Genomic DNA, 24598 nt, shown 5'->3' on the forward strand with positions numbered 1-24598 from the left:
GGTCTTTTGAAGGTAAGAAAATTTGCAGCGATTGATATAGGTTCCAATGCCATCAGGTTGCTAACGCATAACGTGATTGAGGATAAGGGTAAAAAGACCCAATTCAGAAAAAGCGCTTTGGTTAGGGTGCCTGTGCGTTTAGGTGAAGATTCATTTACGGTAGGTGAAATTTCTGAGGTAAATGAAACTAGGTTAATAAGTACCATGAAGGCTTTTAAATTGTTGATGGAAGTTGCAGGAGTAGAAAAATACAGAGCTTGCGCCACTTCGGCAATGAGAGAAGCCAATAATGGAAATGAGATTATAAAAAAAGTAGCTGAGGAATCAGGTATTCAAATAGATTTGATAGATGGTAAGCAGGAAGCAGCTATAATAGCCGCGACAGATTTAAAGAGTCTTATTAAAGAGGATCAATCTTATTTATACATTGATGTTGGTGGGGGAAGTACAGAATTCACCTTATTTTCAAATGGTGAAATTCAAGTTTCTAAGTCGTTTAAATTAGGTACGGTTAGACTTTTGAACGATATGGTAAAACCCGAGACCTGGAATAAATTAGAAGTATGGATTAAACTAATTCTCAAAGACAAGCCAAAATTATCTATTATTGGCTCAGGTGGTAATATCAATAAGTTGCATAAGCTTTCAGGAAGAAAAGAAGGTGAGCCCTTATCTTATATCTGGTTGAACGCTCAATATCATTTTTTAGATAGCTTAAGTTATGATGATCGTATATCAGAATTAGGGTTAAATCCAGATAGGGCAGATGTTATTATACCGGCAACCAAAATTTTTCTTTCAGCTGCCAAATGGAGTGGAGCGAAGAAAATTCATGTTCCTAAAATCGGACTTTCAGATGGTATAATTAAAGATTTATACAATTCTGAAAATAAGTAATCTGAGATTTAACCGTGAATAGATTCTTTGGTGCCTAAATCTTTCATGATTTGAGCTTCATATTCCAGAAGACTGTCCCATTTTTTATTCACCTCTTCTAATTCCCCATATTTACGGGCAAATTTTAAGAACATAGTATAATGTCCGGCTTCACTAATCATTAATTTATGATAGAATTCGGCTAATTTTTTGTCTTCTAACTCTTCAGATAATAATCTAAATCGCTCACAACTGCGCGCTTCAATTAATCCTGCGTACAATAATCTATGAACCAACTGTGTAGTTCTGCTTCCTCCCTTTGGAAAGAATTTGATTAGTTGAATTACATAATCATCTTTACGATCTCGACCTAAAGTATTACCACGTTTTAATATAAGGTCATGCACCATTTTAAAATGACCCATTTCTTCTCTAGATAGGGCAACCATTTCTTCAACAAGCTCTGTATATTCAGGGAAAGATACAATTAGCGATATGGCAGTACTCGCAGCTTTTTGCTCACAATACGCATGATCAGTAAGTATTTCATCAATATTTTTCTCTACAATATTTACCCATCTTGGATCAGTAGGTAGTTTTAAGCCTAGCATAGTTTACTTTTTTTCAAAATTAGAAAAGATTTCGAGACCGAGCCAATTATAATCAAGAACCTAGACAACTTACTGCTGAATAATAATTATTTTTGATGTAAAGTCAATCTTATTACAAAATGCACAATCAAAAAGACATTCAAAATATTTTAATCCAATTTGGAGCACCAGAAAGTGTAAGTTGGTTAGAAGGTAAAATAGAGAAGCTGGCTAGTGATAAGTCTTCAAAAGATTTATTCATGAGCTATAGCCTTCTAAATGTGAAATTTGATGCGGTAAAACCAATTTCATTTAAACAATTAGATACTGAAAGTACTAGCTATTTCAGCGCACATAAAGCAAATATTCTACAAGTAGCGCGTATTTATTTGTTGTCGGAAGTTCTAGGGCATGATCAGGAATATTATACACCTAAAGTCGCAAACATTATACAAGTGGCTGATACTAGTGAGTTAGAAACTTTTCTAAAATACTTGATTTTATTGCCAAACCCAGAAGCTTATAAACAAACAGCGGTAGAAGCTTTAAGAACGAACATTGCTACGATTTTTGATGCAATTTCATTGAACAATCCATATCCGGCGAAATATTTCAATGATCAACAATGGAATCAGATGTTTTTAAAAGCTGCATTTATGGAGCGAGATCTTTCGCAAATAGAATCTGTTGATGAAAGAGCAAATGCTGATTTAACTAGAATAATATCTGATTATGCACATGAAAGGTGGGCTGCAGGCAGAAAAATAGACCCATTATTTTGGAGACCCGTTTCGAAATTTTTGAATGAGGAACTATTGAATGATATGAAGACACTTCTTGATAGTGATGATGTATTAGAAAATAATTCAGGAGCCCTTTGTTGTTATCATTCAGAAAATGATAAGGCATTGGCACTTTTGAATAGTAAACCAGAGCTAAAACATAAAATAGCAGACCAACAGATAACTTGGAATACGATTAAACAACAATAGAATGGAAGATAAAATGATGATTATTGACCCGCATGTTCACATGACGTCAAGAACAACAGATGATTATGAAGCAATGGCGGCAGCGGGAGTTGTTGCGATAATAGAACCTTCATTTTGGTTGGGTCAACCTAGAACCCAAGTTGGTTCTTTTCAAGATTACTTTAGTAGTCTTGTTGGTTGGGAACCTTTTAGAGCTAGCCAATTTGGTATTAAGCATTATTGCACTATTGGCTTAAATTCTAAAGAGGCTAACAATGAGGCTTTAGCGGAACAAGTTATAGAATTGTTGCCTTTATACTTACATAAAGAGAATGTAGTTGCCATTGGTGAAATTGGTTATGATGACCAAACACCTGCAGAAGATAAGTTTTTCAGAATGCAATTAGATATGGCAAAAGAATTGGACATGACGGTTCAAGTGCATACACCACATCGCGATAAGAAAGCCGGTACCATTAAGAGTATGGAAGTTTGTTTAGAACACGGTTTAGATCCTGCCAATGTCATTATTGACCATAATAACGAAGAAACGGTAAAAGAGGTTCTTGACCGCGGATTTATAGCTGCATTTACTATTTACCCAAAAACAAAGATGGGTAATGAACGTATGGTAGAAGTAGTGAAGAAATTTGGTAGTTCTAATATTATCGTAGATAGCTCTGCAGACTGGGGTGTAAGTGATCCATTGGCAGTGCCGAAAACGGCTTCTTTAATGTTGAAAAGAGGTATTTCTATAGAAGATGTTAGAAAAACCTGTTACCAAAATGCGTTAGATGCTTTTAGTAAAAACGGAAAAATGAAAGAAGCGCATTGGTTACAGCCAGATAGCATTAATCAATCGCAACTATTTAATGATAATAGTGTTTTAAGAGGTCAGAAGCCAAGAATAGACGAAGACCAAATCACCTAAAATGAAAGAAAAGTTAATGGGTTTTGCTCGTTTGGCAAGACCCGCAAATTTGCCAACTGCCGCAGCAGATATTTTGGCGGGTATTGCTATTGCATTATATCTGCGGAATATAGACGTGCTTGGCTTTTTAACAGAGCAAAGCGGTGATATATTTTTATTGGTCTTTTCTTCGGTTGCTTTATATGCCGGCGGAGTTGTTTTTAATGATGTATTCGATGCAGAATTAGATGCTATTGAAAGACCGGAAAGAGCCATACCAAGCGGATTAGTGCCTAAGCGTGAGGCAATTTATTTCGGAACTATATTAATGTTGATAGGCGTTACCTTGGCATTCAAGTGTAATATGCTTGCAGGGATAATATCCGTAATCTTGACTATTGCTATTCTAACGTATGATGGGTATTTTAAGCAATTCGGTTTCGCCGGACCTTTGAACATGGGTGTTTGTCGAGGATTAAATTTGTTAATGGGAATGTCTATTTTGGGTATGCTCTCTCATTGGTACATTGCGTTAGTGCCTGTAGTTTACATTTTTGCGATAACTTTAATCAGTAGAGGCGAAGTACATGGTAATAACAAAAAACACATTGTCTGGGCTGGCATTTTATATGCAATAGTTATAGTAGCTATATCATTAGTTGTTATCCAACAGAAAGACAATTCGTTAATTCTTTTACCGTTTTTAATTTTGTTCGCATATTTAATTTTTAAACCACTTTTGAAAGCCTACAAAGAGAATTCACCTGAGAATATAAAGAAGGCGGTAATGGGCGGTGTACTATCGCTTGTTGTGATGAACGCTTGCTGGGTAGCAGGTTTTTCTAACTGGTATTTGGCGCTAGCAGTTTTATTATTATTGCCAGTATCAATACTTTTGTCTAAACTATTTGCAGTAACATAAAATACTTATGCAATTACAACCTATAAAACAGTCTTTTCAAGTGCAATATGATTATCAATTGTACTTTACTTCGGGACTATTTGCTTTAGAGAATCCGTTATTCGAAAAATTAATTGCGAACTATAAGAGCTTTGAACCTGTCAAACTTTTGTTTGTGTTGGATGACGGAGTTAAAAACCATCACCCTGGGTTAATAAATCAGATTGAAGCCTATTGTAAAAAAAATCAGCAAACTATAAAGTATACGAATACTTTGGTATTGCCAGGTGGCGAGCAAGTTAAAAATAGCGATGCAGCTATTGATTCTGTTTTAAAAGGTGTCAATGAAAACAAAATTTGTCGTCATTCATTTGTAGTTGTCATTGGTGGTGGTGCAGTAATCGATATGGTCGGTTATGCAGCTGCAATTGCGCATAGAGGTGTTAAGTTGATACGAATACCTACTACAGTATTATCTCAGAACGATTCTGCAGTAGGGGTGAAGAACAGTGTTAATGCTTTTAAAAAGAAAAATTTTTTAGGAACATTCGCTCCGCCTTTCGCAATTATCAACGACAGTAATTTTCTAGAAACTTTAGAGCAACGCGATTGGATTTCTGGTATTTCTGAAGCCATTAAAGTTGCCTTGATTAAGGATAGGTCTTTCTTTAAGTATATAGCCGATAATGCTACGGCACTTAAGAATAGAGAAATGGAACCCATGCAATATGTAATTTATAAATGTGCAGAAATGCATATGCATCATATTGCGCAAGGCGGTGACCCATTTGAGTCGGGATCATCAAGACCATTAGATTTCGGGCATTGGGCAGCCCATAAGATGGAGTTTATGACCAATTATGAATTGCGACATGGCGAAGCGGTAGCAAAAGGTATTGCGCTAGATGTGACTTATGCTCAATTAACCGGTTTAATTTCACAGGGGGATTTACAGCATATTTTAGACGTGATGATTGCTATCGGTTTTGATCTTTCTCTTCCGGTAGAAAGCGCTGTAGAGATTCAATCTTTGTTAGATGGTATAGAAGAGTTTAGAGAGCATTTAGGGGGTCAGTTGACAATTACCCTAATTTCTGATTTAGGTGTTAAGCATGACGTTCATACTATCGATATGGAGCTAATGGCGCAAGCAGTTTCAAAGTTGAATCATCAATTCGCATTAAATTAAGTTCAATGCAGCTAAAAGAAAATCTTCATTTAACCTATTGTACAAATATTCATCCAGGTCAAGATTGGAAAAGTACTTTTGAGAGTATTAAGAAACACGTTCCAGAGATAAAACAAGAAGTTTCAAAAGAACAACCATTTGGTCTGGGATTGCGATTATCTAATAAAGCAAGTGAAGAACTTGATTTGGGAGATAATATGTCTGATTTCAAGAAGTGGCTAGATTCCAACAATCTATATGTTTTCACCATGAACGGATTCCCTTATGGAAATTTTCATGATGAACGTGTAAAAGATATGGTGCATGCTCCAGATTGGACTACCGATGATCGATTGAAATATACAAAACGATTATTTCGTCAATTATCCGAATTAATTCCGGCGGAAATGAATGGGGGAATTTCTACATCACCGATTACTTATAAATACTGGCATAAAACAGAAAACGAAACAAAAAACGCATTTCAGGTAGGAGCTAAAAATATGCTAGAGGTTGCCAAACAATTGTTTGAAATTGAGCAAGCTACAGGAACCTATTTGCATTTAGATATAGAACCAGAGCCAGACGGATTGCTAGAGAATAGCGATGAAGTATTATCTTTTTATTCTGACTACTTATTACCGTTAGGAGCATCATTTCTTAAACAGGAATTAGGATTAGATCAGAAGGAATCTGAAAAGTTGATTAAAAAATACATCACCATTTGTTATGACGTTTGCCATTTTTCATTGGCGTATGAAGAACCTACAGATACTTTTGCTAAGTTTAAAAAAGAAAATATACGAGTTGGTAAGATTCAGGTTAGTGCAGCATTAAAAATTCTTTTTGGTGGTGGAAATGATGAGGTTATTTGGGAACAATTGTCTCAATTCAATGAACCAACCTATTTGCATCAAGTAACTGAGAAAATCGATGGCAAAGTAATAACGTATAGCGATTTACCTCTGGTATTAGAAGGAGATAGAAAGCACACTGAACTTAGGGCACATTATCATGTACCTATTTTCTTGGAGAAATATGGCGAGTTGTTCTCAACACAAGACCATATTTTGAAAACGATGGATTATATTAAATCGAATGCGGTGTCAGAACATTTAGAAATAGAAACCTATACTTGGGATGTTCTTCCTTCAGATTTAAAACAAGATTTATCAGTATCTATAATTAGAGAAATAGAGTGGTTTAAATCACACATGTAATATGAAAAAAACGGTAGTCATAAATGTAGTTGGGTTAACGAAGCGATTGATAGGTGAGCATACTCCGTTTATAAAATCATTTTTAGAAAAAGGTCAATCATCATACATAGAACCTGTTTTGCCAGGTGTTACTTGTGCTGTGCAATCTACCTATGTAACGGGTAAATGGCCATCAGAGCATGGTATTGTTGGTAATGGCTGGTATTTTAAAGATGAATGCGAAGTCAAGTTCTGGCGACAATCAAATAAACTGGTAGAGCAACCAAAAATATGGGACGATTTAAAAGAGCAACACCCTAATTTTACTTGCGCCAATCATTTTTGGTGGTATAATATGTATTCTAATGTTGATTATAGCCTTACGCCAAGACCAAATTATTTAGCAGACGGCAGAAAAATTCCCGATGTATATTCTTATCCGGCTGAGTTGCGAGACGATATGCAAAAAGCATTAGGTACTTTTCCGTTATTTGAATTTTGGGGACCTAAAACAACTATCAATTCTTCTAAATGGATAGCTGATGCCGCTTTATTAACAGATAAAAAGCACAATCCAGATTTAACCTTTATTTACCTTCCGCATTTAGATTATAATTTACAACGGTACGGTCTTGATTTTAAAGTGATTTCAAAAGACCTGAACGAAATAGATGCTGTAGTGAAGCAATTGGTGCAACATTATGAAGCACTAGATGCTAGAGTGATTCTGCTTTCAGAATACGGAATTACAAATGTAAACAGACCAATTCATCTTAATCGTGTATTAAGAAAAGAGGGAATGTTGGCTATTCGTGAAGAACGAGGATTAGAGCTTTTAGATGCAGGAGCCAGTGTTGCGTTTGCTGTAGCTGATCATCAAATAGCACATGTGTATTGTAAGAATTCTAAAGATATTGAACGTGTTGCCGAATTGATGAAGTCAATTGACGGTGTAGAGAAAGTTCTTTACGGAGAAGATTTAAAGACCTATCATATAGATCATGAGCGTTGTGGTGATATTGTGGTGGTTGCAGATAAAGATTCTTGGTTTACGTATTACTTCTGGCTAGATGATGCAAAGGCACCAGACTATGCAAGAATGGTAGATATTCATAAAAAGCCAGGTTATGATCCAGTTGAAATGTTGACAGATCCAAAAGATAAATTGGTGATGGCAAAAGTAGTGGGTAAGCTACTTAAGAAAAAAATGGGCTTTAGAACGGTCATGAATATTATACCAATTGATGCTACTTTGATAAAAGGATCACACGGTCGGTTGACTGAAGATGTTGAAGATTTTCCTGTCTTTATAAGTAATCATATAATGGGTGATAACGATCAGAAGATTAGTGCAATACAAGTACGTGGTCTTATTGAAGATCACTTATTAAACTAAATTTAAATGAATCTATTATTTAAGATATTAGGATACGTTTTTGCAGTTTTATTTACTGTAGGTGCAGTCTTGCAATACAATGATCCAGACTCGTTAAATTGGATTGTTATTTACGGTGTTGCGGCTTTAATATCGTTATTATTCGCATTAAATAAAATAGGGTTTATAGTACCGTTGATATTTGGAGTTCTTGCTTTTATTGGCTTTATATATCTATATCCGTCAGATTTTCAAGGATTCGATTTAAATGATGGAGATATAGTTACTGTAGAGTTAGGAAGGGAAGCCTTCGGTCTTTTAATAATTTCAATAGTACTGTTAGTATTTGCTTTTCGAAGTAAAAGAAGGTTATAAATACAGGTCGAACTCTGTTCTTAATAAATCGATAACCGGATTCTTCTCTCTCAGTTTTTCGTATTTCTCTTCAGGCGTAAAGGCAAATTTCGTTGCAGTAGTTTCATTTACGGTAATGGCTAAATGAACGAAATGGTTGTTCAGTTTAGCACGTAGATATTCCATTAATTCGAACTGCTCACGCTCAATTTCTTTCTTCATGGTTCCGTTAGGAAGCTCTAAATGAATAGCAAAGCCTTCTTTTAATTTCGGAATATCTGAATGAAGGTTAGAAGCTAATATCTTTTGACCTTTTTTATCTATAATTTCTATAAAATCTGCCCAGTGCTTTCGAAGATCTTCTTCAGTGAAATTATCTTTCGGTAAGTTGTTTTCATCAACAACAACTTCAATTTTATTAAGCTCGTGTTGCTTTTTGGCATTTAAGCTAGAAATAGAAAGTCCGGAAACTCTTTTGGTAGGGCGATTAATAATCGGTTTTTTACCATCAGTAGCAGTTTCTGCTGTTGGTGCTTTACTAATTTCCTGTTGAGATTCCTTAGGTTTTTCTGGAGCTACTTGTGCTTCAGTAGCCGGTTTTGATACTGCTGGCGTTTCAGTAGTCGTATTCGGAGTAATTATTTTGTTACCAACTTCGACTTCAGATTTTGTAGCAGCTGGTTGATTTCCAGTTACTGGTTTTACCTCAGATTCTTTAGTGGGTGCTTTGGGTACTTGATTGTAAAATGCTGAAGGAGCAATAAAATCGATAGTCTTGTTATTAAGAGCTACGGATTCAGGATTTTTTTTTTCTCCATCAAAATTGATAGAGGCAAGTTTCATAAGTGTAAGCTCAACGAGTAAGCGTTGATTCTTACTTGTTTTGTACTTTAAATCACAGTCATTTGAAATATCTAAACCCTTAAGCAGAAAGGAGGGAGACGTTTTTTTGCTCTGGTCTCTGTATAGTTGCTGTGCGGCTTCACCAACCTCTAATAACGTAATAGTATCTGGGTGTTGGCATACCATTAAATCTCTAAAATGAGACGCTAGTCCAGATATAAAGTGGTGTCCGTCAAACCCAAGTGATAGGGTTTTATTGAACAACAAGAGTAATCCTGGTATATTATGTTCTAATATTAAATCTGTAGCCTCAAAATAAGTATCATAGTCTAAGACATTTAAATTTTCGGTAACTGCTTTACGTGTAAGCTCTGAACCAGAAAAACTAACTACTCTATCAAAAATCGATAAAGCATCACGCATGGCTCCATCAGCTTTTTGGGCAATGATGTGCAATGCATCTTCTTCAGCATTTATACCTTGGTTTTCAGCAATATACTTTAAATATTCAGCAGCATCTTTTACGGTAATCCTTTTGAAATCAAAAATTTGACATCTAGAAAGAATCGTTGGTATAATCTTATGCTTTTCAGTAGTCGCTAATATGAAAATTGCATGCTTTGGTGGCTCTTCTAACGTTTTTAGAAATGCGTTGAAAGCAGACTGAGACAACATATGTACCTCATCAATAATATATACTTTGTATTTACCTACCTGTGGTGGTATACGTACTTGATCAATTAGATTACGAATATCATCGACCGAGTTGTTAGAAGCGGCATCAAGCTCAAAAATATTGAAAGCAAAATCTTCATCTTCTTGTTCTGTGCCATCAGAATTTATCTGTTTGGCCAAAATACGGGCGCAGGTAGTTTTACCAACACCTCTTGGTCCGCAGAATAATAACGCTTGCGCAAGGTGATTTTGGTCTATTGCATTTTGTAATGTATTGGTAATAGATTGTTGACCCACAACATCCTTAAATGTCTGGGGTCTATACTTTCTAGCCGATACAATAAATGGTTCCAAATTGCTACTTCTGTTTATTCTTATACAAATATAATTATAGCCTTTAATTCTAACGAGAATTAAGAAAAGAGATCATCCTTAGTTATCAACAATTGCAGTACATTTGCGCTTAGCAGGCCACCTTATCGCTGCCAAGTAATTGGGAGAGGAAAGTCTGGACACCATAGTGCAGTATAGCGGGTAACGCCCGTCCGCTGAGAAGTGAGGACAAGTGCAACAGAAAGCAAGTACAGTTCGGCTGTAGTGAAACCAGGTAAACTCTATACGGTGAAACGTCATGTAAATCGGTGATTGAGGGCTGCACGCCCAAGTCGAAGGGTAGGCGGTTCGAGCTCTGGGGTAACCCTTTGCCTAGATAAATGATAAGGAATTCTGATTTTTTCAGAATACAGAATCCGGCTTATGGCCTGCTTTTTTAATAATATTGTTAATATAGGATTATAGTCATCGAATTAGCACTTGATGTGGTCGATGAGTTTTTTGATGTGAAAAGACTTTATTTTTTGAATTTTACTTCTCAAAAAAACTAAAAACACTGCCGCCGTATTTTCTAGAGTTTTTATAATGTGGAAATTCAGCTAGGCTAGTACGGTTCGAATGTTCAATGATTAATACTCCGTCTTCTAGCAGAAGGTCATTTTCAAAAACTAACTCTGGTAGTTTTTCGAAATCAGTAAGCCCCATATCGTAGAAAGGATCAGCAAATATGATATCGAATTTCTCGGTATTTCTTTGTAGAAAGCTAAATACATCACTTTTTAAAGTGCGAATATTCATATCTAACATTTCAACTGTCTTGTCAATAAATTCTATGCAGCCAGAGTGTGCATCAATAGCAAGTACGTCATCAACACCTCTTGATGAAAATTCATAACTGATATTACCGGTGCCGGCAAAAAGGTCAAGAACTTTAAGGTCTGGAAAATAGTAGCTATTGTTCAAAATATTGAACAAGCTCTCTTTGGCCATATCTTTTGTAGGCCTTACAGGTAGTTTTTTAGGTGCCATTAAGTGGCGTCCTTTATGTTTTCCTGATATGATGCGCATTATATAGTATTAATAAGGGTGAAGTCTATAGAGCCTGTTGGGGTCTCTCCGAGTTTTAATAATTGAGCGGTCGATGGTTCGAAAATGCTGATATTCTGAATATAATTATAGCAAAGTTGAAAAATTTCATCATCTTCTTCAATGCTTCCAAATAGTTTTACAGTTACAGTTTTAGGGTCTAATTCTAATTGCTCAATTACAAATAGAAGGTAATAGACAAAGTCTTCTTTTGTGTGGTATTTAAAACTATTATAGAGAAGTAGTTTGCGTTGGTTTAAAACTGTAATATCTAATTGTTCTTTGTTGACATGTACAAAACAAGTTATCTCTTGATTTTGTGTTTGGTTATTTAGCAAAGATTGCAGTAATACAGTGCCATTATGCATAAAGTCGAATTCACCAAAAAGATCGTAGATGTAATTATTGATGTTTACGTATGGTACGTAGACATTAACTAAATCATGATTTTCAACTTCGTCATAAGCTAAAACATCATTTGCCAAAACCTTAGTATTGAATTTAAGGTATTCATTTAGGTTGTTCGGGTTGAATAAAGATTTAGGTACTAGTCCGAAAAGAGTGTTTCTATGAACAGCAACAACTTCATCAAACTGCATATTTTCTAAATCATGCTTTTGAAAAAGTTTTTCTAATTCATCTTTAGCGCTCATCGGATTTTTTTCATCAGAAAAATCCACTTTGTCAGAAATCAGTAATTTTTGCGAAACAGTATCTGCTACACAAAAAGAAAGTCCATTCAAGCTAACCTGAATGGACAATTTCTTAAAATTTTTATCCGCTATATTTAAGCTACTATTTTTTAACTTTTTTGTCATATATAGGAGGCCAGTTACCGCTTGTGCTTACATCATCTAAAGAACCCACATAAATAAATGGTCCATTTACTTCTTCTACACTTAAGGCTGCTTTTTCACGAGCTAATAAATCTTTTGGTTGATCGAAAAGAACAACTTCTTTGCCAACCTTTGCTTCAAATACAGGAGCTTTATAGCCACTCTTTTCAACAAAGCCAGCTTTCATTGTAAATTTTTCACCGTTTGCCGCTGTAGGTACATCCATTAAACTTTTGTATCTAGTATCGGTTTTGAAAAGTGAATCTTTTACAGAAACCATACCTAAAGTGTCAATGATTTTAACTTCTTTAAGCATTTCAATTCCGTATGCATCATTCATCTCTAAGAAAGAAGAATCTCTCTGTTGTGTAATCACATAGTTGCCAGTGTCGATAAAACGAATTAAGCTGTTGAAATCATTTGCGTACTTACCGTTTACGGTTTTGTAAGCTTCTTGAGAATTTTTAATGTCTTTTAATTTGGCAATAACTTGAGAAAAACGCTCCTCTTTTACCTCTTTAAATTTAATTGGTCCAGTAATGGAGTTGTAGATAAAGTATCCTAAGGCGATACATCCAATCCAAAGTACAATTTGTATAACGGTCTTCATTTCGTATGTGTTATTTTTATTTAGTGGTCTTCACAAATTTACATTTTTTTTTTAATCGTAAAAGTTTTTAGGCTAAAAATCATCTTTATCTTTGAAAGCACATGAAACCAACAACACCCGCATCATTCTATAGTATACTAGAATCTAAATTTCCACATACACCAACTGCCACACAATCAGTGGCTTTGCAGAAATTAGCTGAGTTCACCCTTTCGACAGTCAAGGATGAAGTTTTTTTGTTAAAAGGTTACGCCGGTACGGGTAAAACTACTTTAATAGGCACTTTAGTGAACAGTTTATGGAAAGTTCAGAAGAAAGCTGTGCTAATGGCGCCGACTGGTAGAGCGGCAAAAGTGATGTCGAATTATTCAAAAACACAGGCGTTTACCATCCATAGAAAAATATATTTTCCGAAGAAGCAAAGTGGTGGGGGAGTGCAGTTTGTTTTAGCACCTAATAAACATAGAGATACTTTATTTATTGTCGATGAAGCATCTATGATACCAGATACTGCCGCTGACTCTAAATTATTCGAAAACGGTTCTTTATTAGATGATTTAATGATGTTCGTATACTCTGGGCACAAATGTAAATTGTTATTAATAGGAGATACGGCGCAATTGCCACCCGTGCATTTAGTTTTGAGTCCTGCTTTAGATGGTGATAAACTTTCTTTGAACTATAATAAAGAAGTGGTTCATTTAGAATTGAATGAAGTAGTAAGGCAAGCAGGTGATTCAGGTATTTTGGCAAATGCAACCTTATTAAGAGAACAATTACAAAGTGATTTCTTTGAAGATTTTAAATTTGATGTAGATCCCTTTACTGATATAGTACGATTAATAGATGGTAATGAAATTCAAGAAGCCATCGATAGTTCATATTCAGAAAATGGAAAAGAAGAAACTGCATTTATAGTCCGCTCTAATAAACGTGCAAATCTTTACAATCAAAATATTAGAGAGCGAATTTTATTTTTAGAGAATGATATTGCCGTAGGCGATTTTATGATGGTGGTGAAGAATAACTACTATTGGTTAAAGCCGAGCACAGAAGCAGGTTTTATTGCAAACGGAGATATTATAGAGATTTTAGAAATATTTGATATTAAAGAAATTTTCACCTTTAAATTTGCTGAGGTTAAGGTGAAAATGGTCGATTACCCTAATATGCCACCTTTTGAAACTGTTTTATTATTAGATACCATTACGGCAGAATCTCCGTCCTTATCATATGAAGATGGTAATAGATTGTATCAAGAAGTCATGAAAGACTTTGCACATGAAAGTTCTAAGTACAAGAAATTTTTAGGTGTAAAGAATAATAAGTACTTCAATGGTTTACAAGTGAAATTCTCATACGCAATAACCTGTCATAAATCTCAAGGAGGACAATGGGATACTGTATTTATAGAACAGCCCTATTTGCCTAATGGTATAGATAAAGAATACTTAAGATGGTTGTATACTGCAGTTACAAGGGCAAAGAGTAAATTGTACCTTATAGGTTTTAAAGATGATTTTTTTCTTGATTAAGAAAATGTTATTTTAGTAATTATTGATATATAGGAAATGATATTTTCTAATAGTAAATAGAATATGACAACAGATACGGTATTAAGTATATTTTTAGGAATAGGATTAGCGGCATCTGTAGGATTTAGAGTTTTTCTACCCTTATTTGCCCTGAGTTTAGCGTCATATTTCGGAGTATGGGAACTGAATGATAATTGGCAATGGATAGGAAGTTTAGTAGCGGTTCTGACTCTAGGTGTTGCGACATTATTAGAAATATTTGCCTATTTCATCCCTTGGTTCGATAATTTATTAGATAGTATAGCGGTGCCTTTAGCAGCAATAGCAGGTACTGCGGTTATGGTTTCTACAGTAGCAGATTTAGATCCGGTAATAACTTGGTCTTTGGCAATAATAGCTGGTGGTGGTACTGCCACTGCAATTAAAGGAGCAGGGGCGACAGGTCGTTTGGCATCTACTGCAACTACTGGTGGGTTGGCGAATCCGTTAATAACTACGGTAGAAACAGGTACAGCCGTAGTCGTGTCTGTAGCTTCAATATTTGCCCCTATCTTAGCAGCTGTTTTGGTTATTATAATTTTAGTGATAATCTTTAGAATATATAGAAGCTTACGACCAAAGGCAAAAACATAAAATAAAAGTAGTTGAAGAAAATAGCAATGATTCCTGCCCGTTATGCGGCATCGAGATTTCCTGCAAAATTAATGCAAGATTTAGCTGGTAAACCGGTCATTTTAAGAACGTATCAAGCTGCAGTACAAACCAAGTTATTTGATGAAGTATATGTAGTTACAGATAGCGAAGTTATCTATGATACCATTATTAAAGAAGGTGGTTTGGCTATTATGAGCCAAAAAGAACATGATTGTGGTAGTGATCGTATTGCAGAGGCCGTAATGCAGATGGATGTTGATATCATTGTAAATGTACAAGGCGATGAGCCGTTTACAGATAGAGAGAGCTTAGAAGGGGTGATGAAGGTTTTTGAAGATGATATTCACAAAGAAATTGATTTAGCCTCTTTAATGGTTAAAATTACGGATGAAGAAGAAATTAATAATCCGAATACGGTAAAAGTAATAGTAGATAATAGAGATTTTGCTTTGTATTTTTCTAGATCACCGATACCTTATCCAAGAGCAAAAAGTGACCAGACCATATATTATAAGCATAAAGGTATCTATGCCTTTAGAAAAAGTGCGTTGATGGATTTTCAGCGTTTACCAATGCTACAATTAGAAGCGACAGAGAAAATTGAAGCCATACGTTATTTAGAATATGGTAAAAAGATTAAAATGGTAGAAACGAATGTTCAGGGTATAGAAATAGATACTCCTGAGGACTTAAAGAAAGCTCAAGCAGCATGGAAATAAATTTTGACGGAATTAATGTAATCGGTTTCGATGCAGACGATACTTTGTGGGTAAATGAGACTTACTTTAGAGATACTGAAGATAAGTTTGCTAACTTGTTGGAGAAGTACGAAACCAAGAATAAAATAGATCAAGAGCTCTTTAGAACAGAAATAAAGAATTTAGATTTATATGGTTATGGTATAAAAGGCTTTATGCTTTCTATGATCGAATGTGCTTTAGAACTTTCAAATAATGAGGTGTCAACTAAAACGTTAGGAGCACTTTTAGATTTGGGAAAAGAAATGATCACCCAGCCGGTAGAATTGTTGGACGGAGTAGAAAAGGTTTTACAGAGTTTAAAAGATAAATATCGTTTAATTGTTTTGACTAAAGGAGACCTTTTAGATCAAGAAAGAAAATTAGAACGATCAGGATTGTCGGAATATTTTCATCATGTAGAAGTGTTGAGTGATAAAAAAGAAAAAAATTATAGCGATCTTTTAGAACATTTGCAGATAGCACCAAGTGAGTTTTTAATGATCGGTAATTCTCTAAAATCAGATGTATTGCCATTAGTAGAAATAGGAGCAAGGGCAATACATGTACCTTTTCATACTACATGGGAGCATGAAGAGGTGAAAGGACCTATAGAGAATAAAGGATATATGACGATTTCGACCTTAACTGATATATTGGAATATGTTTAATGAAAATGGACGTGAATAAACAAATGACATTGAAGAAAATACCAACGAAGGCGTCAGAGGAGTTTAGAAATTTCCCTATGGTACCAAGAGTAGTTTATGGTAAAGGTAGTTTTGATACCCTGGGTGATATTTTAATGCCGAAAAGAAAGCACTCAGAAGCACCGATGATTTATTTGGTCGATGATGTATTTGAAAATACGGATCTCATTAATAGAATTCCGAGTATTTTTTGTGATCAAATTATTTTAATTTCTGCCGAAGAAGAGCCAAAAACCGAACAAGTGGATGCTCTTGTGAAAATGATTCGAGAAAAGTTTACTGAACTACCATCTGGTATTATCGGTATTGGTGGTGGCACTTTATTAGATTTGGCAAAAGCCGTTGCGATTATGCTGACTAATAAAGGTAGCGCATCAGAATATCAAGGTTGGGACTTGGTCAATAAACAATCAATTTATCATGTAGGTATACCAACAATTAGTGGAACAGGAGCAGAGGTTTCTAGAACCACGGTATTAATGGGTCCGGAAAAGAAATTAGGTATAAATTCAGATTATACCACTTTCGATCAGGTATTGTTAGATCCAGAATTAACTGTGGGAGTGCCAAAAGAACAATGGTTTTATACAGGTATGGATTGTTTTATACATTGTATAGAATCTCTAAATGGAACCTTCTTAAATGCGTTTAGTCAAAGTTATGGCGAGAAATCGCTAGAACTTTGCAAAGAAGTTTTTTTAGAAGATATAGAAGAATCAGAAAGTAGAGAGAAGTTGATGATGGCATCTTGGCATGGCGGTATGAGTATTGCATATTCACAAGTAGGTGTGGCACATGCCATGAGTTATGGTTTGGGTTATGTTTTAGGTGTAAAACACGGAATAGGCAATTGTCTTGTTTTTCAATATTTAGAAGAGTTTTATCCGGAGGGAGTATCTGTATTCAATAAAATGCTCCACAAGCATAATATAGTATTACCAAAAGGGATATGTGCAAAGTTGTCGAATGCAGAAATGGATACGATGATTACTGTTGCAATGGGGATGGCTCCATTATGGGAAAATGCATTAGGCGAGGACTGGAAGTCTGTAATTACCCCTGAAAAACTCAAGGCTATTTATCAAAAAATATAGTTCAATTTATTTCAATTATTTATTTAATTCGCATGATTTCTCAATTGGGGGAATCTGCAATCATATTATATGCAACAAATAGCAAAATTTATATATTTTAAAATTCTAGGATGGAAACTGAAAGGAACGTTTCCTTCACACTTAGATAAATTTGTGGCCATTGTAGTGCCGCATACTAGTTGGTGGGATTTTTTATTGGCATTATTAATACGTGCAGTATGGCAAGAGGAAATAAACTTTGTAGGTAAAAAAAGTTTGTTCAAGCCTCCTTTCGGTTGGTTTTTTCGTTGGACAGGTGGTGCACCAATAGATCGTACCAAAACTAATGATACCGTAAAAGCTACAGCAGAGATTTTCAGTAAACGTAAAAAGTTCAGGCTGGCATTATCTCCTGAAGGGACACGTAAAAAGGTGGAGAAATGGAAAACAGGTTTCTATTTTATAGCCAAAACTGCTAATGTACCCATAGTACTAGTTGCCTTTGATTACGGTAAAAAGGAAATAAAAATATCAGAACCTCTTTTACCTACAGAAGATAAAGAAGCCGATTTTAAAAAGTATCATGCTTTTTTTGAAGGGGTTGTGGGTAAGCATTGATGATTGATTTTTATTTTAAGCATTTATAAATAATGATTTAATTGTTCGATTTGTGAGAACATATTTTTTTAAATAAACCTAATATATTTAAAGTAAATTACGGTTCAACGATTATTTGTGAATTTTAACTGGTTTTTATATGTTAATTTTTTATTAAAATCTTACTGTTGTAATTTTAATTAAGCAATTCACTTTTTTGATTTTCCCCTTTTTTTAAAATGATGTCTTTATCATATGTTGATTGCTATTTGCAAACAATTGTTATGCAGATAATATATTTATCTATCTATGAAAAAAAGGGATTTAAGCATTTGGTTAAAAATTAGTTTTGGCTCTGCGATGGTTTTTATTACTATGAGTTTTGGTTCTATTTTTTTTGGACCAGGATTAACAGAAGTAGTACCCATAAGTGCTTTTGTAAATGGAAATTTTCCTGATGTAAATCTTGATGCTGAGCCTTACGAGGTAGCTTATCCCAATATTAGATTTGATTGGCCTTTAACATTTACAATAGTTCCAGGTCAAACACGTGTTGTAGTTGGTCAATTGGATGGTAAGATTTATTGGATGGATGACAATCAAACTACCACTACTAAGAATTTTTTAGTAGATTTTTCTGATGAAGTGGGAGATGCTGTGACACCAAACCTTGAAGTTTGGGACGGAGGTCTTTTAGGATTAGAAATACACCCAAATTTTGGTGCGGTTGGGAATAACTACATATATATATATTACACTACAGAGTCGGAAACTGGTGATGATACTTTAAACAGCGGTGGTAATGGAACTTTTGGTTGTAACCTAGCTAACTTTCATGGTAACTATCTTCATTTAGATCGTTTCGAAGTAGATCCCTTAAATATGACATTTATCTCTAACTCTAGAAAACGAATGATGCGTCGTCGTATGTTGAATACAACCCATCGAGGAGGAGCTATGGAATTCGGAAATGACGGATTTCTATATATAGCTACAGGAGAACAAGGTAGGGCGATAAATGCACAAAATATTATTGATAACCTTGATGGCGGTGTTCTACGCATTGATGTAGATATGGATGGATCTAAAAGCCATGCGCCTATACGAACTATGCCTGACGATGCAGGTCAAGATGATGAAATTACAGGTAATTTATATTGGATTCCAAATGATAATCCTTTTCTAAGCACTTCAGGGGATAATTTCGAAGAGTATTATACTATAGGTAATCGTAGTCCTCATAGAATGAGTAAAGATTCTCAAACTGGCAATTTATATATAGGTGAAGTAGGGCAAAGTACGCATGACGAAATAAACATCGTGTCTAAAGGGGGGAATTATGGATGGCCTGTTTGGGAAGGTGAAGTTCCTGGACCCTTTAATCAGTGTTATATAGAAATGCTAAATGATATGGAACATCAAGTTCCGTTGACTGCATTTGTTCGGGATGATGCAAAATCAATAATCGGAGGTCAAGTATATCGGGGTAATGAATTTGCTACCTATAACGGTAAATATATTTCAGCAGATTGGCTAACTCAAAAAATTTTCTCTGTGGATATTCTTGATGGTAGTTATGTGACTTTAGGCACCTTACCTAAAAGACCTATTTCTTTTGGGGAGGGCACTGACGGTAATATATACTATTTACTTCAAGGGAATAATGTACAGTTACTCCGTTTTGTAGCTCCTAGTATACCAACAGGTATGCCTCAATTATTATCTGAAACAGGTGCATTTTCAGATTTGAGTAATTTAACCGTAACAGATGGGTTTGTTCCTTACGAAATGATTGACGCATTTTGGTCTGACGGTGCCTCAAAGAAGCGTTGGATGGCGATACCAAATAATGGTACACATAATTCACCGCAGGAACAAATTCAATTCTCAGAAGATGGTAATTGGATTTTTCCTATTGGATCAGTTTTAATCAAACATTTTGATTATCCTGTAGATGAAAACAATCCTGAAGTTACTAAAAAGATAGAGACCCGTTTTTCTATCAAAAACAGTGATGATAATTGGACATTTTTATCGTATAAATGGAATTCGACACAAACTGAGGCTAATTTAGTTAATATGACTACGGGAGGAGATGAGCCAATAGTCATTACGGAGATAAATGGGGGTACCCGAACCGAAATTTGGCGGTTCCCATCAACGAATGAGTGTTTAAATTGTCATAATGATGCATCACAAGGTACATTGGGACCTAGAACACGTTATCTAAATAGCGAATTTGACTACTCTACACATGCTATGAACGGTGTTCAAGCAAATCAATTAGTAACATTAAGTCACTTAGGTATCTTAGACCGGACAATTACTGATGTGGATACGCCAAATTTTATTACACATTCATCTATTGATGATAATAATGCTAATATAGAGGATAAAGCTCGTTCCTATTTAGATTTGAACTGTGCTTATTGTCATCAGCCAGCAAACGGTATTCGAGCAGAATTTGACTTACGCTTATTTAATTCTTTAGAAGAGACGGGTCTTTTAACGGCAGGTGTGGGGGAAACTGTTGAAGAAATAGGAAGTGATCAAAAAATTATTTATCCAGGAGATGCATCAAAATCCCAAATTTTTCATAGAGCAAATAGTGTAGATTCAGGAACAATGATGCCACCTCTGGCTAAGAATCAGATTGATGAAAAAGGAGTAGCTCTTTTACAACAATGGATTAACCAATTGGAAGAGTTACCAATTTCAGATTCATTCAACTCACCTGATTCTTCTATCAACCTTGCTTTATCGGACGATGCTGTACTTGGCGGTAGTGTAGTAGGTGGCAGGGGCACTATGGAGGCCATATTGTACGATCCTGTCACGGACGATTATTATATGCCTACAAGGTTTAATGAGTACGGAGTTGTCTACAATGTTAATTTGGGTCGTCCCGGGGCGGAGGACGGTTTCCTTTGGCAGGTGGACTGGTCTGCTGCCAAGCGTGTGAACTATATCACCTTTGGCGGAACGTATCCCAACCAGCCCCAGCCGAATTCGATGTGGCGTATATCCTATCTTCGCAACGGTACCTGGACGGTATTGGAAGAAGGCAAGGGCGGCTGGATCGATTCCGGCATATACGAGTGGGGCGGTCCCGATCAATATCCTATCGAGGTTGAAGCGCTACGTGTACAGGTGTACAGCGACGGTAACAATGACCTGGTAAGTATCCATTTACGTGGGCGCGGCGGTATATCGCAATATGTCGACGAAAGCGGAACGGCCACCAAGGCCACGTTGATACAGTATCTTCCGGGCGACCACGGTCCGGATACGGTGGCACCGGTAATAACATTGAACGGAGCGAACCCACAGGTTATAGAACTTGGTGATGGCTATACGGAACTAGGTGCAACTACCGATGACGGTTCACCGGTAAATATAGATTCGAGTTCTTTTTTCGACGCGGTAGGCAGTTATGATATTGTATATAGCTCTACGGACGGTACGAACGAAGCGGAAGATGTGATCCGTGTCGTTAATGTTATAAGAAGTTTAGATGCAACTGCACCGGTAATAACACTGAACGGAGCGAACCCACAGGTGATAGAACTTGGTGATGGCTATACGGAACTAGGTGCAACTACCGATGACGGTTCACCTGTAAGTATAGATTCGAGTTTGTTTGTTGACGCCGTAGGCAACTATGATATTGTATATAGCTCTACGGACGGTACGAACGAAGCTGATGAAGTAGTTAGGCGTGTGGATGTCGTTGAAATTTTGACTGATTTCAACTCACCTGATTCTTCTATCAACCTTGCTTTATCGGACGATGCTGTACTTGGCGGTAGTGTGACCGGTGGCAGGGGCACTATGGAGGCTATATTGTACGATCCCGTTGCGAACGATTATTATACTCCAACAAGGTATAACGAGTACGGGGTTGCCTATAATGTTAATTTAGGCCGTCCCGGGGCGGACGACGGTTTCCTTTGGCAGGTGGACTGGTCTGCTGCCAAGCGTGTGAACTATATCACCTTTGGCGGAACGTATCCTAACCAGCCTCAGCCGAATTCGATGTGGCGTGTATCCTATCTTCGCAACGGTACCTGGACGGTATTGGAGGGAGGCAAGGGCGGCTGGATCGATTCCGGCATATACGAGTGGGGCGGTCCCGGTCAATATCCTATCGAGGCTGAAGCGCTACGTGTACAGGTGTACAGCGACGGTAACAATCACCTGGTAAGTATCCATTTACGTGGGCGCGGTGGTATATCTACCTATAACGACGATAGCGGAACGGCCACCAAGGCCACTTTGATACAGTATCTTCCGGGCGACCACGGTCCGGATACGGTGGCACCGGTAATAACATTGAACGGAGCGAACCCACAGGTTATAGAACTTGGTGATGGCTATACGGAACTAGGTGCAACTACCGATGACGGTTCACCGGTAAATATAGATTCGAGTTCTTTTTTCGACGCGGTAGGCAGTTATGATATTGTATATAGCTCAACGGACGGTACTAACGAAGCGGAAGAATTGATCAGACGTGTGGATGTAGTTGAGACCTTGACTGATTTCAACGCTCCTGATTCGGATGTGAACCTTGCACTTTTGGAGGATGCGGTTTTAGGCGGTAGTGTGACCGGTGGCAGGGGCACTATGGAAGCTATATTGTACGATCCCGTTGCGGACGATTATTATACGCCTACGCGGTTCAACGAGTACGGCGTCGGACGTTATGATAACCTGGGCCGTCCCGGGGCGGACGACGGTTTCCTTTGGCAGGTGGACTGGTCTGCTGCCAAGCGTGTGAACTATATCACCTTTGGCGGAACGTATCCCAACCAGCCTCAGCCGAATTCGATGTGGCGTATATCCTATCTTCGCAACGGTACCTGGACGGTATTGGAAGAAGGCAAGGGCGGCTGGATCGATTCCGGCATATACGAGTGGGGCGGTCCCGGTCAATATCCTATCGAGGCTGAAGCGCTACGTGTACAGGTGTACAGCGACGGTAACAATGACCTGGTAAGTATCCATTTACGTGGGCGCGGCGGTATATCGCAATATGTCGACGACAGCGGAACGGCCACCAAGGCCACATTGATACAGTATCTTCCGGTATCGTCCCAGACTTCAAAGTCGATTGGAGGGCATATTAACAATATGATTATTTACCCCAACCCGGCAGACATTGAAACAACTTTAAGTTTTGATCAACCAACAACGGTAGGTACAATACAAATATTCGATGTAACTGGAAGATTGGTACAAACGATCAATGGTGGACTAATAGATGAAAGAGGTGCTCCTGTAAATGTTCAGGAAATGCCTGATGGAGTTTATTTTGTAAAGACGACTGATGCTTCAGGAATCGAGTTCCAACAACAAATGTTAATTCAGCGACAGTAAAGTTAATCAACTAGATAAAACAAAAAAGGAGACCAAATAGGTCTCCTTTTTTTATAAAATAGTATTGAAGTTTATTCCTCCATAGAATGATATACATTCTGTACATCATCATCTTCTTCTAATTTTTCTAGAAGCTTTTCAACATCTGCGGCTTCTTCTTCGGTAAGTGCTTTTGTTACTTGTGGTATTCTTTCAAAACCTGATGATAATATTTCAATTTCACGGTTCTCTAATTCTTTTTGTAGTGCTCCAAAACTTTCAAAAGGGCCATAAATTAGTATTCCGTCATCATCAATGAAAACCTCTTCAGCTCCAAAATCAATTAACTCTAATTCTATTTCTTCAGGGTCTAAACCTTCAGCTGGTATTCTAAAATTACAAGTATGATCAAACATAAATTCTACGGATCCTGATGTACCCATATTTCCATTACATTTATTAAAATAACTTCTAACATTCGCTACTGTTCTAGTATTGTTGTCAGTTGCAGTTTCAACTAATATAGCTATACCGTGTGGCGCATATCCTTCAAAAAGAACTTCTTTATAATCACCAAGACTTTTGTCACTTGCTCTTTTAATGGCGCGTTCCACATTGTCTTTTGGCATGTTTACAGACTTTGCATTCTGTATAACAGCTCTTAAGCGTGAATTGGAATCTGGATCTGGTCCGCCTTCTTTTACGGCCATCACAATATCTTTGCCTATACGAGTAAAGGCTTTGGACATTGCTGACCATCTTTTCATTTTACGTGCTTTTCTAAATTCAAAAGCTCTTCCCATGGTAAATTATTTTAAACAAATGTACAAAAACGGTCAATGTTCAGAAATCAATAAATTGAATTTCATCAATAACCTTTTCTATCTGTAATTAGTATCGATTATTAAAATTCACTTTCTATTATATCTTCAATCGTTCTGGCTAAAACAAAATCTTTTTCGGTAACACCATTAGCATCATGGGTGTTTAGACGAATATTTACTGTATTGTAAACATTGCTCCAATCTGGGTGATGACCTTGCGCCTCGCATTCAAAGGCTATACGTGTCATTACCGAAAATGCTTCTTTAAAATTTTTAAATTCAAAGGTGGTCTCTATGGCGCCATCCACATATTCCCATCCGTCAAGTTGACCTAAATAGTCCGCTATTTGCTGGTCAGTAAATTTTTCTATTTCTTTCATAGT

Annotated in this window: 22 protein-coding genes and 1 other RNA gene; 16 read left to right on the forward strand and 7 right to left on the reverse strand. The window is 36.5% G+C overall.

The genetic code is table 11. From position 1 onward, the window contains the following. The first annotated feature begins 6 nt into the window (after positions 1 to 6). Positions 7 to 897, forward strand: a complete 891-nt coding sequence (locus QSV08_RS01475) for a Ppx/GppA phosphatase family protein (protein WP_324025934.1) — start codon at positions 7 to 9, stop codon at positions 895 to 897. A gap of 8 nt (positions 898 to 905) precedes the next feature. On the opposite strand, the gene QSV08_RS01480 is transcribed toward QSV08_RS01475, so the two are convergent. Then, entirely contained in the window at positions 906 to 1487 is a 582-nt protein-coding gene (locus QSV08_RS01480; protein WP_324025936.1) for a tRNA-(ms[2]io[6]A)-hydroxylase, read from the reverse strand. A gap of 119 nt (positions 1488 to 1606) precedes the next feature. Here QSV08_RS01480 and QSV08_RS01485 point away from each other — a divergent pair, with 119 nt between their 5' ends. The 7 genes from QSV08_RS01485 to QSV08_RS01515 are packed head-to-tail and all read left to right on the forward strand — an operon-like array spanning position 1607 to position 8365. Continuing rightward, positions 1607 to 2458, forward strand: a complete 852-nt coding sequence (locus QSV08_RS01485) for an EboA domain-containing protein (protein ID WP_324025938.1) — start codon at positions 1607 to 1609, stop codon at positions 2456 to 2458. A gap of 1 nt (position 2459) precedes the next feature. Then, complete coding sequence (locus QSV08_RS01490; RefSeq protein WP_324025940.1) at positions 2460 to 3368, forward strand: TatD family hydrolase; 909 nt, start codon at positions 2460 to 2462, stop codon at positions 3366 to 3368. A 1-nt stretch (position 3369) separates the two neighbouring features. Next, positions 3370 to 4269: a UbiA-like protein EboC gene (gene eboC, locus QSV08_RS01495; RefSeq protein WP_324025942.1), complete on the forward strand. Its 900-nt coding sequence runs from the start codon at positions 3370 to 3372 to the stop codon at positions 4267 to 4269. A gap of 7 nt (positions 4270 to 4276) precedes the next feature. Continuing rightward, the gene (locus tag QSV08_RS01500; RefSeq protein WP_324025944.1) at positions 4277 to 5437 is read left to right on the forward strand and encodes a 3-dehydroquinate synthase; all 1161 of its coding nucleotides are present in this window, start codon (positions 4277 to 4279) and stop codon (positions 5435 to 5437) included. Between the two features lie 5 nt (positions 5438 to 5442). Then, positions 5443 to 6636 carry a metabolite traffic protein EboE gene (eboE, locus tag QSV08_RS01505; RefSeq protein ID WP_324025946.1) on the forward strand — a complete coding sequence of 398 codons (1194 nt, stop codon included), beginning with the start codon at positions 5443 to 5445 and terminating at the stop codon, positions 6634 to 6636. 1 nt (position 6637) lies between these two features. Next, complete coding sequence (locus tag QSV08_RS01510) at positions 6638 to 8011, forward strand: alkaline phosphatase family protein (protein ID WP_324025948.1); 1374 nt, start codon at positions 6638 to 6640, stop codon at positions 8009 to 8011. Positions 8012 to 8017: 6 nt separating this feature from the next. After that, complete coding sequence (locus QSV08_RS01515; protein WP_324025949.1) at positions 8018 to 8365, forward strand: transmembrane 220 family protein; 348 nt, start codon at positions 8018 to 8020, stop codon at positions 8363 to 8365. Here QSV08_RS01515 and QSV08_RS01520 read toward each other — a convergent pair. Continuing rightward, positions 8360 to 10216, reverse strand: coding sequence for a DNA polymerase III subunit gamma/tau (locus QSV08_RS01520; protein ID WP_324025951.1), 1857 nt, complete (start codon positions 10214 to 10216; stop codon positions 8360 to 8362). The genes QSV08_RS01515 and QSV08_RS01520 overlap by 6 nt on opposite strands. Positions 10217 to 10325: 109 nt before the next feature. Here QSV08_RS01520 and rnpB point away from each other — a divergent pair. Beyond that, positions 10326 to 10634: RNase P RNA component class A (gene rnpB, locus QSV08_RS01525), an RNA gene on the forward strand. A gap of 92 nt (positions 10635 to 10726) precedes the next feature. Here the strand turns inward: rnpB and QSV08_RS01530 are convergent. The 3 genes from QSV08_RS01530 to QSV08_RS01540 are packed head-to-tail and all read right to left on the reverse strand — an operon-like array spanning position 10727 to position 12727. Next, on the reverse strand, positions 10727 to 11263 hold the full coding sequence (locus tag QSV08_RS01530) for an RsmD family RNA methyltransferase (RefSeq protein ID WP_324025953.1): 537 nt from the start codon (positions 11261 to 11263) through the stop codon (positions 10727 to 10729). Next, entirely contained in the window at positions 11263 to 12099 is an 837-nt protein-coding gene (locus tag QSV08_RS01535; protein ID WP_324025955.1) for a DUF3822 family protein, read from the reverse strand. The genes QSV08_RS01530 and QSV08_RS01535 overlap by 1 nt, the downstream gene beginning before the upstream one ends. Continuing rightward, a complete protein-coding gene (locus QSV08_RS01540) occupies positions 12077 to 12727 on the reverse strand; it encodes a hypothetical protein (protein WP_324025956.1) in 651 nt (216 codons plus the stop codon). The genes QSV08_RS01535 and QSV08_RS01540 overlap by 23 nt, the downstream gene beginning before the upstream one ends. Positions 12728 to 12828: 101 nt before the next feature. On the opposite strand from QSV08_RS01540, the gene QSV08_RS01545 reads away from it, so the two are divergent. The 7 genes from QSV08_RS01545 to QSV08_RS01575 all read left to right on the forward strand — a co-directional run bounded on the left by QSV08_RS01545 (position 12829) and on the right by QSV08_RS01575 (position 23412). Further along, entirely contained in the window at positions 12829 to 14262 is a 1434-nt protein-coding gene (locus QSV08_RS01545) for an ATP-dependent DNA helicase (RefSeq protein ID WP_324025958.1), read from the forward strand. A 63-nt stretch (positions 14263 to 14325) separates the two neighbouring features. Next, positions 14326 to 14895 (forward strand): DUF4126 domain-containing protein, encoded by a 570-nt coding sequence (locus QSV08_RS01550; RefSeq protein ID WP_324025959.1) that lies wholly within the window; start codon positions 14326 to 14328, stop codon positions 14893 to 14895. Positions 14896 to 14921: 26 nt separating this feature from the next. After that, entirely contained in the window at positions 14922 to 15635 is a 714-nt protein-coding gene (gene kdsB / locus QSV08_RS01555; protein ID WP_324028340.1) for a 3-deoxy-manno-octulosonate cytidylyltransferase, read from the forward strand. Then, positions 15626 to 16324 (forward strand): HAD family hydrolase, encoded by a 699-nt coding sequence (locus tag QSV08_RS01560; RefSeq protein ID WP_324025961.1) that lies wholly within the window; start codon positions 15626 to 15628, stop codon positions 16322 to 16324. The genes kdsB and QSV08_RS01560 overlap by 10 nt, the downstream gene beginning before the upstream one ends. Before the next feature lie 23 nt (positions 16325 to 16347). Beyond that, the gene (locus QSV08_RS01565) at positions 16348 to 17457 is read left to right on the forward strand and encodes an iron-containing alcohol dehydrogenase family protein (RefSeq protein WP_324025963.1); all 1110 of its coding nucleotides are present in this window, start codon (positions 16348 to 16350) and stop codon (positions 17455 to 17457) included. A gap of 69 nt (positions 17458 to 17526) precedes the next feature. Next, positions 17527 to 18054 (forward strand): 1-acyl-sn-glycerol-3-phosphate acyltransferase, encoded by a 528-nt coding sequence (locus QSV08_RS01570; RefSeq protein ID WP_324025965.1) that lies wholly within the window; start codon positions 17527 to 17529, stop codon positions 18052 to 18054. A gap of 288 nt (positions 18055 to 18342) precedes the next feature. Beyond that, positions 18343 to 23412 carry a PQQ-dependent sugar dehydrogenase gene (locus tag QSV08_RS01575; protein WP_324025967.1) on the forward strand — a complete coding sequence of 1690 codons (5070 nt, stop codon included), beginning with the start codon at positions 18343 to 18345 and terminating at the stop codon, positions 23410 to 23412. Between the two features lie 71 nt (positions 23413 to 23483). On the opposite strand, the gene QSV08_RS01580 is transcribed toward QSV08_RS01575, so the two are convergent. Then, on the reverse strand, positions 23484 to 24194 hold the full coding sequence (locus QSV08_RS01580; protein ID WP_324025969.1) for a YebC/PmpR family DNA-binding transcriptional regulator: 711 nt from the start codon (positions 24192 to 24194) through the stop codon (positions 23484 to 23486). Between the two features lie 101 nt (positions 24195 to 24295). Further along, positions 24296 to 24595 carry a 4a-hydroxytetrahydrobiopterin dehydratase gene (locus tag QSV08_RS01585; protein ID WP_133689089.1) on the reverse strand — a complete coding sequence of 100 codons (300 nt, stop codon included), beginning with the start codon at positions 24593 to 24595 and terminating at the stop codon, positions 24296 to 24298. Positions 24596 to 24598 lie beyond the last annotated feature (3 nt).

Origin of the sequence: Maribacter sp. BPC-D8 (genome assembly GCF_035207705.1) — a bacterium.
Taxonomy (GTDB): domain Bacteria; phylum Bacteroidota; class Bacteroidia; order Flavobacteriales; family Flavobacteriaceae; genus Maribacter.